General features: G+C 37.0%; 12 protein-coding genes. 7 read left to right on the forward strand and 5 right to left on the reverse strand.

Annotation, left to right across the window (positions count from 1 at the left end; genetic code table 11):
- Nucleotides 1-140: 140 nt before the first annotated feature.
- Entirely contained in the window at nt 141-1,253 is a 1,113-nt protein-coding gene (locus tag ACTB0Y_RS06485; RefSeq protein WP_463205996.1) for a T9SS type A sorting domain-containing protein, read from the reverse strand.
- A gap of 237 nt (nt 1,254-1,490) precedes the next feature.
- Here ACTB0Y_RS06485 and rluF point away from each other — a divergent pair, with 237 nt between their 5' ends.
- Both rluF and ACTB0Y_RS06495 read left to right on the forward strand, forming a co-directional pair.
- Nucleotides 1,491-2,195 carry a 23S rRNA pseudouridine(2604) synthase RluF gene (gene rluF, locus ACTB0Y_RS06490; RefSeq protein WP_463205997.1) on the forward strand — a complete coding sequence of 235 codons (705 nt, stop codon included), beginning with the start codon at nt 1,491-1,493 and terminating at the stop codon, nt 2,193-2,195.
- A gap of 76 nt (nt 2,196-2,271) precedes the next feature.
- Nucleotides 2,272-3,258 (forward strand): aldo/keto reductase, encoded by a 987-nt coding sequence (locus tag ACTB0Y_RS06495; RefSeq protein ID WP_463205998.1) that lies wholly within the window; start codon nt 2,272-2,274, stop codon nt 3,256-3,258.
- A gap of 33 nt (nt 3,259-3,291) precedes the next feature.
- Here ACTB0Y_RS06495 and ACTB0Y_RS06500 read toward each other — a convergent pair whose 3' ends face one another.
- Nucleotides 3,292-4,419: a DUF819 family protein gene (locus ACTB0Y_RS06500; RefSeq protein WP_463205999.1), complete on the reverse strand. Its 1,128-nt coding sequence runs from the start codon at nt 4,417-4,419 to the stop codon at nt 3,292-3,294.
- 88 nt (nt 4,420-4,507) lie between these two features.
- On the opposite strand from ACTB0Y_RS06500, the gene ACTB0Y_RS06505 reads away from it, so the two are divergent.
- From ACTB0Y_RS06505 to ACTB0Y_RS06515, 3 genes are read left to right on the forward strand one after another with little or no spacing between them, the layout of a single operon-like run.
- Entirely contained in the window at nt 4,508-6,868 is a 2,361-nt protein-coding gene (locus tag ACTB0Y_RS06505) for a 7TM-DISM domain-containing protein (RefSeq protein WP_463206000.1), read from the forward strand.
- Between the two features lie 23 nt (nt 6,869-6,891).
- On the forward strand, nt 6,892-9,237 hold the full coding sequence (locus ACTB0Y_RS06510) for an ATP-binding protein (protein WP_463206001.1): 2,346 nt from the start codon (nt 6,892-6,894) through the stop codon (nt 9,235-9,237).
- Nucleotides 9,238-9,295: 58 nt separating this feature from the next.
- Nucleotides 9,296-9,676: a response regulator gene (locus ACTB0Y_RS06515; RefSeq protein ID WP_463206002.1), complete on the forward strand. Its 381-nt coding sequence runs from the start codon at nt 9,296-9,298 to the stop codon at nt 9,674-9,676.
- A 69-nt stretch (nt 9,677-9,745) separates the two neighbouring features.
- Here ACTB0Y_RS06515 and lolA1 read toward each other — a convergent pair whose 3' ends face one another.
- The 3 genes from lolA1 to ACTB0Y_RS06530 all read right to left on the reverse strand — a co-directional run bounded on the left by lolA1 (nt 9,746) and on the right by ACTB0Y_RS06530 (nt 13,711).
- Nucleotides 9,746-10,402 (reverse strand): outer membrane lipoprotein periplasmic chaperone LolA1, encoded by a 657-nt coding sequence (lolA1, locus tag ACTB0Y_RS06520; RefSeq protein ID WP_463206003.1) that lies wholly within the window; start codon nt 10,400-10,402, stop codon nt 9,746-9,748.
- Between the two features lie 18 nt (nt 10,403-10,420).
- Nucleotides 10,421-12,958, reverse strand: coding sequence for an FtsK/SpoIIIE family DNA translocase (locus ACTB0Y_RS06525; RefSeq protein ID WP_463206004.1), 2,538 nt, complete (start codon nt 12,956-12,958; stop codon nt 10,421-10,423).
- 78 nt (nt 12,959-13,036) lie between these two features.
- A complete protein-coding gene (locus ACTB0Y_RS06530; protein ID WP_463206005.1) occupies nt 13,037-13,711 on the reverse strand; it encodes a hypothetical protein in 675 nt (224 codons plus the stop codon).
- A gap of 298 nt (nt 13,712-14,009) precedes the next feature.
- Between ACTB0Y_RS06530 and arcC the strand changes: the two genes are divergently transcribed.
- Together arcC and argF are read left to right on the forward strand one after the other, a co-directional pair.
- Nucleotides 14,010-14,966 (forward strand): carbamate kinase, encoded by a 957-nt coding sequence (gene arcC, locus ACTB0Y_RS06535; protein WP_463206006.1) that lies wholly within the window; start codon nt 14,010-14,012, stop codon nt 14,964-14,966.
- A 100-nt stretch (nt 14,967-15,066) separates the two neighbouring features.
- A complete protein-coding gene (argF, locus tag ACTB0Y_RS06540) occupies nt 15,067-16,068 on the forward strand; it encodes an ornithine carbamoyltransferase (RefSeq protein ID WP_463206007.1) in 1,002 nt (333 codons plus the stop codon).
- Nucleotides 16,069-16,287: the final 219 nt, after the last annotated feature.

The following is a 16,287-nucleotide window of genomic DNA, read 5'->3' on the forward strand; positions in this document are numbered from 1 at the left end:
ATATAAACAATACTATTTCCTTAAGATTAACAGATTCTTGGGTTGATAATTTTAACAGTTTTATAATCTACTCTTTTGATTAAATTAATAATGCTGAAATAAGTAGTATTAAATGTTGTCAAGATCACCCCTTATTATCATTATTTCACAATTAATCTTTGTTGAAATATTTCATTTTCAGTTGTAATCTTGATTGTGTAAAATCCAGGTTCTAAATTAGAAACATAAACATTTTCTTCGTATGTATTGGCGAAACCATTCTTTTCAATTGAACCACGTGGGCTAATGATTTCGTACTTATAAGGTTTTCGTTTTTCAGATGTTATTTTAATAAGAGTTGTTGCCGGATTTGGTGAAACACTAAAATTTTTACCCACAACGTAAATGGGTTTGTGGTGCACAGCTAAAAGCTCATTATTTAAATAAATTTCAAGGTCTAAAACATAAGAACCTTCCAAAACTGACATGGCATAACATTCAGTCGCATGATTACCTGGATAAATATGAAATGCTGCAGATGGATTAGGACCTCCTTGTTTCCATTCATATTGTACCCTATAATATGGAATTAATTTAGTTTCATATTTTTCTTTTTCATTTATTTTAATTTTAGAGGGTCCTGATATAGCTAAACTCTGAGCATAACTATAAGCTGGACAGATAAAAGGTTCATTTGGTTGGATAAAAGGTAAATTGCCATTGTCTTTTAGGTCCCAATATGCAATTTCTAGATTATTATCCCACGACTCTATATAATCATCAATTTTATACACAACAGGTTCTGTGCCTGGCCATGGACTATTAACTGACTGAATCCATCCATCTTCATAAGGGAAACAGTCGAATTGCGAAATTGTGGCTGAATGTTGAGCATCTAGGATTGGGTGCTCTCCTGGATAGTAGAATGTAAGATGTGTGGCCTCTTTAGCACTACATTGCTGGAGATTAAGTTCAGATACCAATCTCCATAAATCTTGATTTGTCCAGTCATAGCTTATGGGCATAGGTACACCTAGGTATCCAACTGCTATACCCCAGGCATAGCCATGACAATTGTAAAAATCAGGAAAACCAACATGTGCCGAATCAAACTGTGGTTGGCAAAAATCACCTACAAATACTCCTGAGTGTTGTGGATATGAAATAAATTCATTCCAATCAACAAAGTTCCATTCGTTTTTGAATTTTTTCTGTGCTTCTGCAGAATTTACAAATAATGCTGCAATAATGAATAATAAAGCTAGTTTTTTCATAGTACTTATTTTTTGTTATACAAAGTAAATCTATGAAAAATTAGATTTTAATCAAATTTTTTTTCTAAAGTCAAAATAAGAGAATATTTGATTTTTGTTTCCATCGCAACAGGTCCTAAATTTGTAAAAAAATGTGCTTAGTTTTATGGAAATTAAGTCTAGGTTGAATTAAAGAACTATTCTTAGCTTATGCTGTTTTAAAAGTTGATGAGCCTGGAAAATGTAAAGCAATCTGCAATGGAGCAAAAGAGCGTGCGTGTTAACAAGTTGTTGAGTGAAATGGGGTATTGTTCCCGCCGTGAAGGCGATAAGTTACTTGAAGCTGGTCGTATCGAAATAAATGGGATGAAAGCCGGTTTGGGCGACAAAGCGAATCATACCGATGAAATAATGGTTGATGGAAAGGTAATACAATCAGATTATGATAAGCATGTGTATATCATGCTCAACAAACCACGCGGAATTGTTTCCACTACCGACACCCGGGCCGAAAAGAAAAATATTATCGACTATATCAATTATCCGAAACGGATTTTTCCCATTGGCAGGTTGGATAAGTTAAGTGAGGGACTAATCTTGTTAACCAGCGACGGTGATATCGTTAACCATATTTTGCGTGCGGAGTATAATCATGAGAAAGAGTATTTAGTTACTGTGAATAAACCCATTACACAGGATTTTATTCAAAACATGGGCAATGGGGTTCCCATTTTGGGGCAGGTCACCAAAAAATGCCATGTGGAAAAACTGAGCAAATATGAGTTTAAGATAATACTCACTCAGGGTTTAAATCGCCAAATACGGCGTATGTGCGACTATTTCGATTACCAGGTTGTTAAGTTAAAGCGTGTGCGTATCATGAACATTAAACTGGATATACCAACCGGAAAATGGCGATATTTAACCAAGAAAGAGCGACATGAGCTTTCTTTAAATACTTGATTTTTAATGATTTTTTTTATTTTAGTAAGTGGTAAGCTATATATGTTCGAATTTTAATGACTAAATACTATAAGAAATGGAAAAGCGAATATTGGGAAAAACAGGATTTGAGATTTCTGAAGTTGGATTAGGAACCTGGCAGGTTGGCGGAAAATGGGGAACCGGTTTTGATCAGAACAAAGCAGATGAAATATTAAATACCGCTGTTGATAATGGTGTCAATTTCATTGATACAGCTGATGTATATGAAGCTGGCGAAAGTGAAAAGGCTGTTGGTCGCTTGGTACGATCGCGTAGCGAGCGTATTTATGTAGCTACAAAATGTGGCAGACGATTGAATCCACATATTGATCAGGCATATCAACCCGCCGCATTGCGAAAATTTGTTGAGGATAGTCTGACAAACATGGGATTGGAAACGCTTGATCTCATTCAGTTGCACTGTCCACCAAATGAAACTTATTACCGCCCGGAAATATTTGACCTGTTCAATGCATTGAAAAAGGAGGGGAAAATACAAAACCTCGGCGTCAGTGTCGGCACAGTTGATCAGGCCTTAAAAGCCATTGAATATGAAAATGTAGCCACGATACAGATAATTTTTAACATGCTGAGGCAAAAGCCCTCTGAACACTTTTTTGCCCAGGCTGCCAGAAAAAATGTGGGAATTATAGCCCGTGTACCTTTGGCCAGTGGCCTTTTAACAGGAAAGTTTTCGACATCAACTACTTTTAACGAAGGAGATCATCGTGGCTTTAAGGAAGAAGATGCCCTTGATTATGGTGAAACTTTTGCAGGTATCGATTTCATGAAAGGCCTGGAAACCGTTGAAAAAGAAAAAAAACTTTTCCCTGAAAATTTAAACCTGGCGGCCATTGCGCTAAAGTGGATTCTGATGTTTAAAGAAATAAGTTGTGTAATTCCAGGTGCATCAAGAGTTCAGCAATTACTTGCTAATATCTCAGCATCGGAACAACCCGCTTTATCTGCGGAGCAAATGGAAAGTATCAGGCACATCTATGAGCAGAATATTTGGCCGGAGATAGCTAATAAGGAATGGTGATGTCACTGGGGTAAAGTGCTTTTTTTGTGTGTATTACAGTATTTTTAGTAACCATGCCATGATAATACCGATATAATTGCCAATGGCATATCCAATTAACCCTACGGTTAACCCGCCCAGAATTAAATTCTTGTTGTTGATTTGGCCGGCAATAACCGGGACAAAAGGAGGGGAGCATATTAATGCCACAGAGGTAACCATCATCAAATCGCCCTTAAGTTTGAATATGCGGCACCACAGCAAGTGTAAAATCAGGCTGCCAAACACAACCCAGGCGAGGTACCTGAGTAAAAATGGTGCTACCTCCTGAAAACGACTTACGTCGGCCATCGAGGCCACTGCTACGCTAAATACCAATATAAAATACATGCCGGCATTGGTTGAACTTCCGTTACGATTCATTCTTGGAATAAGGGACAATAACAGCGAAAGTGTTGTTATGGCAAGTATAACATACAGCATATTTACTTTACCATAAAACAGGAACGATGTGCCTGCTGATAAAGCAACAATTAACAGGGCCGTGCCAATGGAGCCCACATAACCGGCTAAACCTTCTTGTTTTTGATCACCCACTTCATTGTCAACCAGCTTTGCTTGTTCTGACTTACCCAGCCATTTTACAAACCATCGCTTACCAATTGTAAATAAAAACAGCAGGTAAATACTCGACAACAGCATATCGTAGGTATTCAACAAAACGAAATGTTCAGGTGCCACATCCAAAGCTGTTTGAATACTTGCCAAATTTGGCGTGCCACCCGTATAAACACCTACCAGCATACCTGAAGTTTTCCACATATCCGGCTGCATGTCGCCCCAAATGAGGTATCCGCTACTTACGGTGATAATAACGGCCACAAGGCCTCCCAAAAAACACTTGAGCACCGGCCCTGTTGTATGAATGAGCTCACGTAATTTAACGGTGAATAGAAGTAACGGGATAGCCAGCAATACGCTTATTCCGGAGAATGTTTCCTGGAAGTTATATAGACTTGTTGGTATGAGACCAATATTTCCTGCTACAATACCAATAAGATAGGCTAAAAAGATACTACCGGTTTTGCGGAAAATATCATATTTATTGATTAGAAAGTATATGATAAATGGTATTATCAGATAAAATACGGCAAGTACAATATAATAAACGGTTATTTCCATTTTATACCAAAAGCGCCAAAATTAGCAAATATTTACCCTTGTTTAACAAAAAAAGAAATATTATCTTTCCAAAAACTCAATAATACCAATGCGCATAATATTTGTTTGGCTTATCTTTCTTAGCTTACCCCTTTACTCTGATGCAGATAATGAAATTTTATTCAGTCAGCAAAGTGAAATTGATATTTCGGATAATATAAAAATATTTAAACCTGGTGCTGGTTTCAAAGAGATTAATGATGTACTTTTTATTGATCATCTTTTCACTGAAAATAACCACCGGCTTCTCAATATCAATGCGCGTGACAGTATAATATGGACAAAATTTGAGATACGAAATGTAAATCAGTATCCGGTAAGCATTCTTTTGGAGTATCGCAATGCTAATATCCAGGAAATATATTTTTACATTAAAAAGGAACTTTTACTCATTCACAAAAAACAAACAGGGGCCAAATTTCCATTTTATCAGAGAAACATCAAGTCAAGATTTTTTGTACAGCAATTTACATTAGAGCCAGGCATCAAATACACCATCTTTACAAAAGTAATTAATCAAAATAACCGGATAAAAATTCCGGTAAATCTATATGATCAGCAAGGTTTTAATCGACGTACATCAATAGATAATCTCCAGTCCGGTCTTTTTTATGGTATTTTTTTCACTTTGCTGCTGACGGCATTTTTGTTTCTAATTCTAAAATTTCATGTGCGTAGCCAGTTATTCTACATGTTGTATATGCTATCGTTCATGATTTTATTTTTCTTATTGGATGGCTTTGCATCCCAATATCTGTTATTTGAAAACCCGGGCATTACGAGTTCTGTAACTAAAGTTTTTCCATTTATTATTATTGCTGCTTTTGCTGGACTCACCTATCAATATTTCCGTTTTTATGAAAACTGTGGGTTTTTTAGGAAAGTGGTAACTGGTGTGTTAATCAGCGATGCTTTAGTGCTTGCACTGGCTTTGATATTCAGATTCAATGTGCAGATCATCATGATTTCTATAATGCTCATTTCTCTGGCTTTAATTGGGGGAATTGTTATTCATCAAAGAAAAAATAAAATAAATGATCCCAGTCATGCGTATTTCAAATGGGCTATGGTGGTATCATTTTTCATCATTTTATTATTTGGGTTACAACATTTCTTATATCATTATGGATACAACGATTTTCAGATACTCATAAAAATTGCAGTGATAGTACAACTATCATTAGTAGCATTATCGTATTATAAGCGGTTGCAGATTAGTCACTCAAGAGCGCAGCAAAACAACATACGCAACCTTGAAAAATTAAATAAAGTAATAGAACAGCATAACGCCGATTTGGAGAAAAAGGTTGCCGAGCGTACACAAACCCTGGAATATAAAAATGCGCAGTTGGAGGAACACATGGCAGAAAATAAAGCCATAACAGAAGAGCTTCATAAGCAGCGCGATGAAATGGAAAAACTTAATAAAGAGCTTGAAAAGGCATTTAAAAAATCTACCGCAGATCATGTTCGGTTGCAAAAAGCCATGTTTGAAAATGAGGAGCAGCAACAAAAACTGGAGGAATCATTTAACGAAATAAGCCAGAAGAATAAAACACTGGAAACACAAAACGAAGAAATAAGAGCCCAAAGCGACAAAATTCAGGAGCAACATCATTTACTCGAAATTAAAAACCGCGATATTACAGATTCCATTATTTATGCTGAACGCATACAAAACTCCATACTACCTCCGTTAAGGACTATCAGACAGGTTTTTCCGGAAAGTTTTATTTATTTTAAACCTAAAGAAAGGCTCAGTGGTGATTTTTACTGGTTCGACTCCAGAAAAGAAAATGGAGAAACCGTATATATGGTAGCAGCGGTAGATTGCACAGGGCATGGTGTTCCTGGAGCTTTAATGTCCATTATTGCAAAAGACGGACTCAATGATGCTGTAAATGGTAAAAAAATAGAAGATCCGGGCCAAATTATTCATCATCTCAATCAGATAACCATCGACACACTTAATAAAGAAAAAAACGAAGATTATCTGAAAGATGGGATGGACTTATCATTTGTTAAAATTGTGCCCGGCAAAAAGAAAATTTATTTTGCAGGAGCACGAAATCCATTGTATCTTATAAGAAATAATGAATTAGAAGTATACGATGGTAGTGTTTTTTCAGCCGGTACATTAGCACTGGAGAATTTACCTGTAGATTTTAAAACTCAGGAAATTGATTACCTTGAAAACGATATGATTTATTTGTTTTCTGATGGATTTGCTGATCAGTTTGGAGGAGAGAACGGACAAAAATTCAGATATAGGCGGTTTAAAAAAATGATGAGCAAAGTTGTTAATTTACCCATTGAAGAACAGAAAGAACGAATAGATGAAATATTTTCAAATTGGAAACGAGATTGGGAGCAAATTGATGATGTTTTGATAATGGGAATTCGCTTATGAAATTGTTGTATTAAAAACGGATTATGGAAATATTAAACAATCCTCATATAATTGCTTCTTTTTTGGCTGAAATGCCTGTTATATACATCCTTTTGGCTGTGATAACGGCATTGGTAATATGGTTAATTATAGAAAACCTTAAAAGCCGGAGAACAAGTTTTGGCTTTGGCGGAAAAAATAACGCCCTGGCCATGTCTACTTTCAATAAAATTAATTTCATTACCTTATTTTACGATTTTTCTTATCAACTGGTGGGTATGAACGACACAGCCAAAAAACATTTTGGTGAACTCGAACTACTGGATGATTTAAATGTAAAGCCGCTCGATCAGGTGTTTGATAATACAAATTTGTTAAATTATTTAGATGAACTATTAGTAAAAGAGACACCCCAAAAGTTCCGGGTCGATATTGAAGCTGGAAACAAACGGCATTATTACGATGCCACACTCTTTTCAATTGATGATAGTCAAAATATCAGTAAAAAAATTATTCTTATTCTGCATGAAACAACTGAGATGCAGGAGAAACTAAATGAAAGGGAACAGCAACTCAGAGGCAACAAAGAGGAGTATTTGCAACTGGCAGCTGACAAAAAAGATATTGAAGATCAAAAGGTTGAGCTTGAAAAAGCCTTTAAACACAGCAGCAAACACCACATTCAATTGCAAAAAGCCTTATTGGAAAATGAGCGGCAGCGCAAACAGTTGCAAGAAGCGGTTGAGCTTATCAATAAACAAAAAGAAGAGCTTAAAAATGCCAATGAAGAAATTAAGCACCATGCCCGGATGAAAGAAATTTTCTTTGCCAATACGAGTCACGAAATCCGAACACCGCTCAACGCAATTATTGGTTTTACCAACCTTCTGATTCAAATGGGAGCCAGCCAGAAGCAATTGGCATATTTGCGCAATATTAAGGCATCCGGAGACAATTTACTCATTGTACTGAACGATATACTTGATTTCTCTAAAATAGAAGCAGGCAAGATGACTTTTGAACATATCTCATTTCTGCTAACAGAGCAAATCGATTACCTCATTAATACCATGCAGGTTAAGGCTGATGAGCGAAATATCGAACTTAAGCACTATGTTGACCCAAATTTGCCTGAAGTGCTCATTGGCGACCCAACACGCTTAAACCAGATTCTGATGAACCTTATTGGCAATTCGATAAAATTTACCGAAAGCCAGGGGGTTGTCGAACTGCGCATTACCGAGAAAAGCCGCAACGATACAAAGGTTGAAATGAAATTTGAAGTAAAAGACAACGGAATAGGCATTTCAAAAGAAAAAATCAGCCGGATATTTAACAGCTTTACACAAGCAGAAAATGAGACTACCCGAAAATATGGCGGAACAGGGCTTGGCTTAGCGATTGTTAAACAGTTGGTTGAGTTACAGGATGGAGAAATTTTTGTTAGTAGCGAGGTGGGTAAAGGATCTGTCTTTACATTTTATATTCCTTTTGCTATTGGACATTTTTCAAGCATTAAACGGCAATCGGCCAATGCGGAGAAGCAGCTTAAGCATCCTGAGGCCATTCGCCTTTTATTGGCAGAAGACAATAAAATAAACCGGCAACTGGCAATCGACACCATTAAAAACTGGGAAAATGATATTAAAATAGATATAGCTGAAAATGGTAAGCAGGTTATAGATTTATTAAGAAATAATGCATATCAAATGATCTTTATGGATATTCAAATGCCAGAAATGGATGGCATAGAAGCCACAAAATATATTCGTGAAGATATGCCCGATGATATTAAAAATATTCCAATTATAGCCATGACAGCCCATGCCTTGAAAAATGAACGCGATCATTTTATTGAAGTAGGTATGGATGATTATATTTCAAAACCATTTGCACCAGAAATACTCACCCATAAAATTACCTTTTATTCAAGTGACGAAATACAGGGAAAAGTTAAGAATGGAGAAAAATTTAAATCCATACTTGATAAATTCGAAAACAATGAGTCTGATTTAAAAACTTATGCCCCCAAAGCTGAAGCAGGTGATTATGAGTATTTAGATTTAAGTTACCTGGAAAAAATATACAAAGGCGATTATAAACGTATTCATAAAATTCTGAAGATGTACCTGGCCAGCGTAAAAAATGAAATTGAAGAAGTTGCAAGTTCTTATGAAAAAGGAAATTATGAGGTGACACGGGCCAAATCTCATACCCTAAAGCCTAAAATGACCTACTTAGGATGTCAGAAATTATTCGAACGTGCAAAAAATATTGAACAAACCATTAAACAAAATGGTGATGTTGAACCTTTACTAGATGATGTTAAATTTTTAATGGAGCAATGGCACAAAGTTGAAGAAGAAATTAAAACTATTGTGAATAATTAACATTTTATTGACGTGAACAAAGCGTATATTTTTTTAATTTTGTAAAAAATATAATGATATGAGTGACAAAAACACAATATTACTTGTCGATGACGATTTTATCTTCCTTGAAATGCTTAAAGAATCATTAGTTGACGAAGATAAATACAATATTATTGGCTTTCAATCGGGGGAGGAGTGTTTAAATCATCTTCACCTGAAACCAGCTGTTATTGTGTTAGATTATTTTCTCAATAGTGAAAATCCAAATGCTAAAAATGGTCTTGATGTATTGAAGGAAATTAAGAAACGCGATAGCAAGGTAAAGGTAATTATTTTATCTGGTCAGGAGGATGGCAACCTTGTATATGACTTTGTGCGTGAGAATGCAGCAAATTATGTGGTGAAAGACGATAATGCTTTTGACAATATTAAGAAAGCAATTGAAAATGCTTTGTAAACAATAAAATATCGAACAATAAAAACGCCTGGTTTTTTGCCAGGCGTTTTTTAATGGAAATATTTCAGATTATTCTCTCATATCAATTAACTCTGCATCGGGGTGCGCCGCTTTGTCAAATGCAAACATCGAATCTTTCATTGGAATATTTGTTTTAAAAGAATCAATGGTTACAGTTACACGCGTGCCGTTTTTGGCAAAGTATTTAAACCCTTTTATTTCATCCCTGGCTACATTGACGTATAATTTTATTTTAAAGTATTCAACATCAGTGTCTTCAGGGACTAATTCAATTTCGATAGCTTCATCGCCATTGAATTTGGTTTTACCTTTATATAAATACTTAAAGTCATCTTCGTAAATAGTAAAGATTTCCTGCGGGTTATCGAAAATGTTTTCAGATGCCATTTCGTTATTTACAGCAAAAAGATTCACTTCCATCACATCTGGCATGTATACCCACTTGTGTTCCCCATTAAAGTAGGTAATGGCATCCATAAATTTGAGCTTATACTTTTCACCTTTTTGCCAAAGCTGGCCTTTGTATTCCTCTTCCATGTCGGAACTTTTGTTTACGGCTTTTGAGGTAAAATCAGCTTTAATTGTAGTGTAAGCTTTAGTTGCAGCAGAAAGCTCATCGAGCACTTCCCGTGCTTTGGGGTCTTGTTGTGCTGAAGTGCTTAAAATCAGCATAAAAAGGCTTGCCCACGTTAATAATAATTTCATACCTTATTGTTTAAATTTCTATAGTTTACTCAAATGTTGTTCCAAAGCGTATTCATCCGGTATTAAAACTTGCCTGGCCTTCGATCCTTCAAACGGGCCAACTATTCCGGCTGCTTCCAATTGGTCTACAATTCGTCCTGCCCGGTTGTAGCCAATGGAAAATTTGCGCTGAATAAGCGAAGTGCTGCCTTGCTGGTGAACTACTATCAAACGGGCAGCGTCTTCAAACAGGGTATCGCGTTTCTCAAGGTCGGCCATGCCGGCGCTTCCACTTTCATGCTGTAGCTCTGGCAGTTCATAGGGTTGGCCATACGACTGCTGTTCGGAGATATGATCCATGATTTTTTCCAGTTCAGGCGTGTCTACAAATGCACACTGCAAACGAATGGGTTCTGCACCCGTAGAAATAAGCATATCGCCGCGGCCAATAAGTTGGTTTGCGCCCGGACCATCGAGAATTGTTTTGGAATCGACGCCTGATATAACCCTGAAAGCAATACGGGCAGGGAAGTTAGCTTTTATTACACCTGTAATGATGTTGGTGGTAGGTCGCTGGGTTGCAATAATCAGGTGTATACCAATGGCTCTGGCTTTCTGGGCCAGCCTTGCAATTGGCATTTCAATTTCTTTACCTGCTGTCATAATCAGGTCGGCATACTCATCTACCACAATTACAAAATAGGGTAGGAAACGATGCCCGTTTTCGGGATTAAGCTTACGCTCAATAAATTTTTTGTTGTACTCTTTTAAACTTCTTGCATGTGCATTTTTAAGCAGGTCGTAGCGGTTATCCATCTCTACAGTCAGTGAGTTGAGTGTATCGATAACCTTTTGTGTATCTGTGATGATCGGTTCTTCGGCATCAGGCACCTGCGCCAGAAAATGCTTATCAATTTTATTGTATAGTGATAATTCTACCTTTTTCGGATCAACGAGCACCAGTTTGAGTTCGGCAGGGTGCTTTTTATAAAGCAAGCTGGTTAATATTACATTTAATCCAACAGACTTACCCTGACCGGTGGCACCGGCAACGAGCAGGTGTGGCAGTTTGGTCAGGTCCATCACGAAGGTTTCATTGGTGATGGTTTTTCCCAGGGCTACGGGTAACTGCATATCAGACTCCTGAAAGCGTTTTGAAACAATTACAGAATGCATTGAAACTATTTCAGGGTTTTGGTTCGGTACTTCGATGCCCACTGTCCCCTTTCCAGGCATTGGAGCAATTATTCGTATACCAAGTGCTGCCAGACTCAGTGCTATATCATCTTCCAGATTTTTAATTTTTGAAATACGAACACCAGGAGCCGGAATTATTTCATAAAGTGTTACTGTTGGGCCAATGGTGGCTTTTATTTTGTCGATGGTAATATTGTAGTTGCCAAGTGTTTCTACAATTTTTTGTTTGTTGGCCTCCAATTCTTGCTGACTAACTCGTTGTGGGTAATTTTTTTGTTCAATCCGGGGCAACATGTCGAAGGTTGGCATTTTGTAGTGTTCCAGATCCCGTCTGGGATCGTATTTACCTTGCCGTTCAAGTGGTCTGGATTTTTTCACAACCTCTTCATCTCTGGCTTCCTCTACTTCCATGCCTATCTCATGCTCATCTTTATCTTGATGCTTTTTTTCTTCCTGGTCAGTTTGGTTTCTATTTTCGTTTTCGTGATATTTTACGTTAATATCAATAAGGTTGTCATCAAAGCCGCTCTCGTTGGTTTGTGCGTGAGGCTTGTTTTCTGTTTCTTCCTCTTCATCCAGTGAATCAGGCTCCGGTTGCGGCATATAATCAGTTTCTTCTGATGCAGGTGTTTCTTCTACTTCAAAGTCAATGCCGTCTGCTGATTCTTTTTTACTTTCATCAGGTTCTTCATAGGTTTCATTGTCAGCCCTGGAAGATTCTTCCTCCTGATTTTCATTCAGGTAACTTTCTTCATCAGTTGCGGGAGTTTCCTCCGAATCCACTGTAGTTTTATTTGTGAGGCGAATGTTTTCAACTTTTGTTTTTAGCAATAAATAAAGCTGTCTGAAGCGGTAAACCACAAAAACAAAAGTAATGAGCAATAAAAACAAGATAGTGCCGGCTTTACCCAAAACAGTATTAAGCCATTGGGTTATAAAATAACCATGTCCACCGCCAAGAATAAACCACTTTTCACCAAAAAAATATCCTAAAAATGCTGAGGTGAGAATGATGATTATAAGTGTATTTTTGGTGGTTTGCCAGAATGGTAGTGGTCTAATTTTCCAAAGATGCAATCCGGCAAGAAAAGTAATGAGTAAAAAGCCCAATGATGCTATCCCAAACCATTTATGAATAAAAAGTGAGGCCAGCACGAGTCCGGCTTTACCTGCCCAGTTAGCAATAGTGGCTCCTGCCTGGTCGTAAATCTCTCCAACACTTAAATCTACCATACTTTGGTCTTCTTTCCAGGTGAGGAAATAAGAAACGAAGGCCAGCAGGGCAAATAAGGAAAAAAATATAAAGAATAGACCTGTGATCAGGCGGAGACGCTCATCAGTGTATGAATTTTTTTTTCTTTTTTTTCTGTTTCGGGCCATCTTCAACTTTCATTTAGCGTATGCAAAAATATAAGAAATAATCGAGATTGAAAGTAAATTGAGACGCTCTTTGGCACACTAAATGGCATTAAGTTCATTAAAAAAATCTGACATTTCTTTTCTTGAAAGTTTTTTGTAGCTGGAAGGAACGGCAAAGGTTGTTTCCGGAAAAACCGTATCGCGATATGCTTTAAAATCAAGGCGCAAAGGAATACCTTTAAATTCCATTCTAAACTGCATCAGTACACCCGGAATCTCAGAAAATGGATTATTACGGTTTGGACTGGGTATTTTTATTTCATCGGTGTAAAGTAAGTCAAATTCAGTAGCAACACTGTCGTTCATGTATACTTTCGCATGTTTGCAATTAAACCCCTTGTATAGTGTATCTTTCTCTGAATATTCAATATTTTTAATGTTCAGCGTTTCAAAAGCTAAAGGAGCATCCCTTAAGTGACGCACATAATAATACTTTTTGTCCAGAAGCTTCATCATTAAAACATTTGTACTGTCTTCAAGGTCAGACATTTGTATGCTTTTAAATATGCCCATCCAACCTTGTATTTGTGTAAGTATCTTTTGATCTTTAAAATAGAAATCCATTGATGTAGGCATTAGATTAATCAATGGATTATCGTCCGGCGATTGATCGTAAGTAATGTTATATTCAATTACACCCTCATTATCGTGTGTGCAACTGCTAAATAAAACAATGATTATTAATGAAAAAAATAATGTTCTAAGCGAAACCATGTAATTAACTGTTAAAAATTTAAAGATAAGGATTCTTTCGTACTGGGCCTTGTATTATGAGAAAAAGTTAAGCCATTTAAATTGATATTAAACAATATTCAACCAAAAATTAAAACTAACTTTTTGATTTTTTGTTAAATAGGTGTGGAATCAAAATATTTAAAAACATATTACGGGGAGAAAAAAAATATTAGCTTTGTGTCTTTCAAAAATGCAATCGTTTGAATTTTTGCTCCGGAATTTAATTGTCCGGCTGTTATTTTATTTTTTGGTATTTAATGAAATTTAAAAGTGAATTATGAAAAAGTTAGCAGTTGTTGCATTAGGTGGTAATGCATTACTCAGAGGAAATCAGCGGGGAAATGCTGAAGAACAGTTGGATAACGTAGCGGCCACACTGGAAAACCTTGTTTATTTAGTCAAAGAGGGCTATGACGTGATTATTTCGCACGGAAACGGCCCACAGGTTGGTAACCTGTTAATGCAATATGATGCGGGTGATGAAAAATATGATATTCCGCAATTCCCACTTGACGTGGCAGTTTCTATGACACAAGGGTCTATTGGTTATATGATTGAACGTTCGTTGCGTAACATCTTACGTAAATATAATCTCAAAAAAGATATTATTACTATGGTTACGCAGGTTGTGGTTGATAAAAATGACCCGGCTTTTCAGAATCCTACAAAACGAGTTGGTAAAATTTACACCAAAGAGCAGGCTGATGAATTAAATAAAGCCAACGGATGGGTATTTAAAGAGGAAGTAAAAACCGATGGCGGATGGCGCCGTGTAGTACCATCGCCTATGCCCAAAGACGTTATGAATACAGAGTCGGTAGAAGAAATGGCTCGTGAAGGAAAAATTGTAATTACTGTTGGTGGAGGTGGTGTACCTGTTTATATTGATGATGATGGAGACGTACAACCAACAGAAGCTGTAATTGATAAAGATGCAGCCTCTGCTGTACTGGGCGAAAAAGTAAAAGCTGATGAGTTTTATATTCTCACTGATGTGCCTTTTGTTTCTATCAATTACAAAAAACCAAATGAGGAACAGATTGAGTTCCTTAATTATGCCGATACTGTAAAACATATGGACAACGGCATGTTTGCAGAAGGCAGCATGGCACCAAAAATTAAAGCATGCTTGCGTTTTATCGAAGGCGGAGGAGACAAATCTGTAATTACTGAGGCTACTAAGCTCGAAGATAGGAGCTATGGTACAAAAATTACAATGGAATACGAAGACTAATATTTGATTGTTGGATATTGTGCTTCGACAAGCACAGCAATTAATTTGATGTTTGATTTTCGAAATTTGATTTTATAAACAACTTTAAAACAATACTATTATGCCTGTAAACTTAAGAAACCGCAATTTCCTGAAGTTACTGGATTATACTCCGGAGGAAATACATTTCTTGCTCGACCTTTCAATGAGCCTGAAAAAAGCAAAATATGCCGGAACCGAACAGCATAGACTAACGGGTAAAAATATCGCCCTGATATTTGAGAAATCTTCTACTCGTACACGCTGTGCTTTTGAAGCGGCTGCATATGACCAGGGAGCCCATGTAACTTATCTTGGACCTACCGGCAGTCAAATCGGTGCCAAGGAATCTATGAAAGATACTGCCCGCGTTTTGGGCCGCATGTACGATGGTATTGAGTATCGTGGTTTTGGCCAGGAAGTGGTTGAAGAATTGGGTAAACATGCAGGTGTGCCTGTTTGGAATGGTTTAACCAATGAATTTCATCCCACACAAATTTTGGCCGACTTCCTTACCATGATGGAATATAGTGATAAGCCGCTGCGCAAAGTGAAATTTGCATATGTAGGCGATGCACGCAACAATATGGGTAATTCCCTGATGATTGGTGCGGCCAAAATGGGTATGGATTTCCGCGGTATTGCACCAAAAAGCGTTCAACCAACAGATGACCTTGTAAATCAGGCCAATGAAATAGCCAAAGAAACTGGTGCTACCATTACCATCACCGACGATGTAGCTAAAGGCGTGAAAGACGTAGATTTTATTTACACCGATGTTTGGGTATCAATGGGTGAACCAGAAGAGGTTTGGAAAGAGCGCATTGAGCTACTTAAACCTTATCAGGTTAACATGGATATGATTAACAAAACCGCTAACCCGAATGTAAAATTCATGCATTGCTTACCAGCCTTCCACAACCGCGAAACTAAAATTGGTGCGGATGTGTACCAGAAATTCGGTATCGAATCTATGGAGGTAACAGACGAGGTGTTCGAGAGCAAACATTCTGTTGTGTTCGACGAAGCCGAAAACCGCATGCATACCATTAAAGCAGTAATGGTTGCTACATTGGGACAATAATTAAAAGCTGAAATATTATTTAAAAGGCTGTCCTATACTTTTTGGACAGCCTTTTTTATAGTAATTTCAGAGCCCCGTTCGGAAAAATGATACTTTCCTGTTTTGTGCAATGCATGACCCAGTTTAGGGTTTTTAGATTTGTGAGTTGAATTTTAAAGTATTCATTTATTCACTAAACTTTTTTTCTTGAAAAAAAAAGTTGCAAAAAATTCAAGATCA

The organism is Salinivirga sp., from assembly GCF_055145285.1.

Excerpts from the sequence above, each read along its gene's own strand:
- ACTB0Y_RS06485 (WP_463205996.1), bottom strand. The coding sequence starts at position 1,253 with ATGAAAAAACTAGCTTTATTATTCATTATTGCAGCATTATTTGTAAAT.
- rluF (WP_463205997.1), top strand. The coding sequence starts at position 1,491 with ATGGAGCAAAAGAGCGTGCGTGTTAACAAGTTGTTGAGTGAAATGGGG.
- ACTB0Y_RS06495 (WP_463205998.1), top strand. The coding sequence starts at position 2,272 with ATGGAAAAGCGAATATTGGGAAAAACAGGATTTGAGATTTCTGAAGTT.
- ACTB0Y_RS06500 (WP_463205999.1), bottom strand. The coding sequence starts at position 4,419 with ATGGAAATAACCGTTTATTATATTGTACTTGCCGTATTTTATCTGATA.
- ACTB0Y_RS06505 (WP_463206000.1), top strand. The coding sequence starts at position 4,508 with ATGCGCATAATATTTGTTTGGCTTATCTTTCTTAGCTTACCCCTTTAC.
- ACTB0Y_RS06510 (WP_463206001.1), top strand. The coding sequence starts at position 6,892 with ATGGAAATATTAAACAATCCTCATATAATTGCTTCTTTTTTGGCTGAA.
- ACTB0Y_RS06515 (WP_463206002.1), top strand. The coding sequence starts at position 9,296 with ATGAGTGACAAAAACACAATATTACTTGTCGATGACGATTTTATCTTC.
- lolA1 (WP_463206003.1), bottom strand. The coding sequence starts at position 10,402 with ATGAAATTATTATTAACGTGGGCAAGCCTTTTTATGCTGATTTTAAGC.
- ACTB0Y_RS06525 (WP_463206004.1), bottom strand. The coding sequence starts at position 12,958 with ATGGCCCGAAACAGAAAAAAAAGAAAAAAAAATTCATACACTGATGAG.
- ACTB0Y_RS06530 (WP_463206005.1), bottom strand. The coding sequence starts at position 13,711 with ATGGTTTCGCTTAGAACATTATTTTTTTCATTAATAATCATTGTTTTA.
- arcC (WP_463206006.1), top strand. The coding sequence starts at position 14,010 with ATGAAAAAGTTAGCAGTTGTTGCATTAGGTGGTAATGCATTACTCAGA.
- argF (WP_463206007.1), top strand. The coding sequence starts at position 15,067 with ATGCCTGTAAACTTAAGAAACCGCAATTTCCTGAAGTTACTGGATTAT.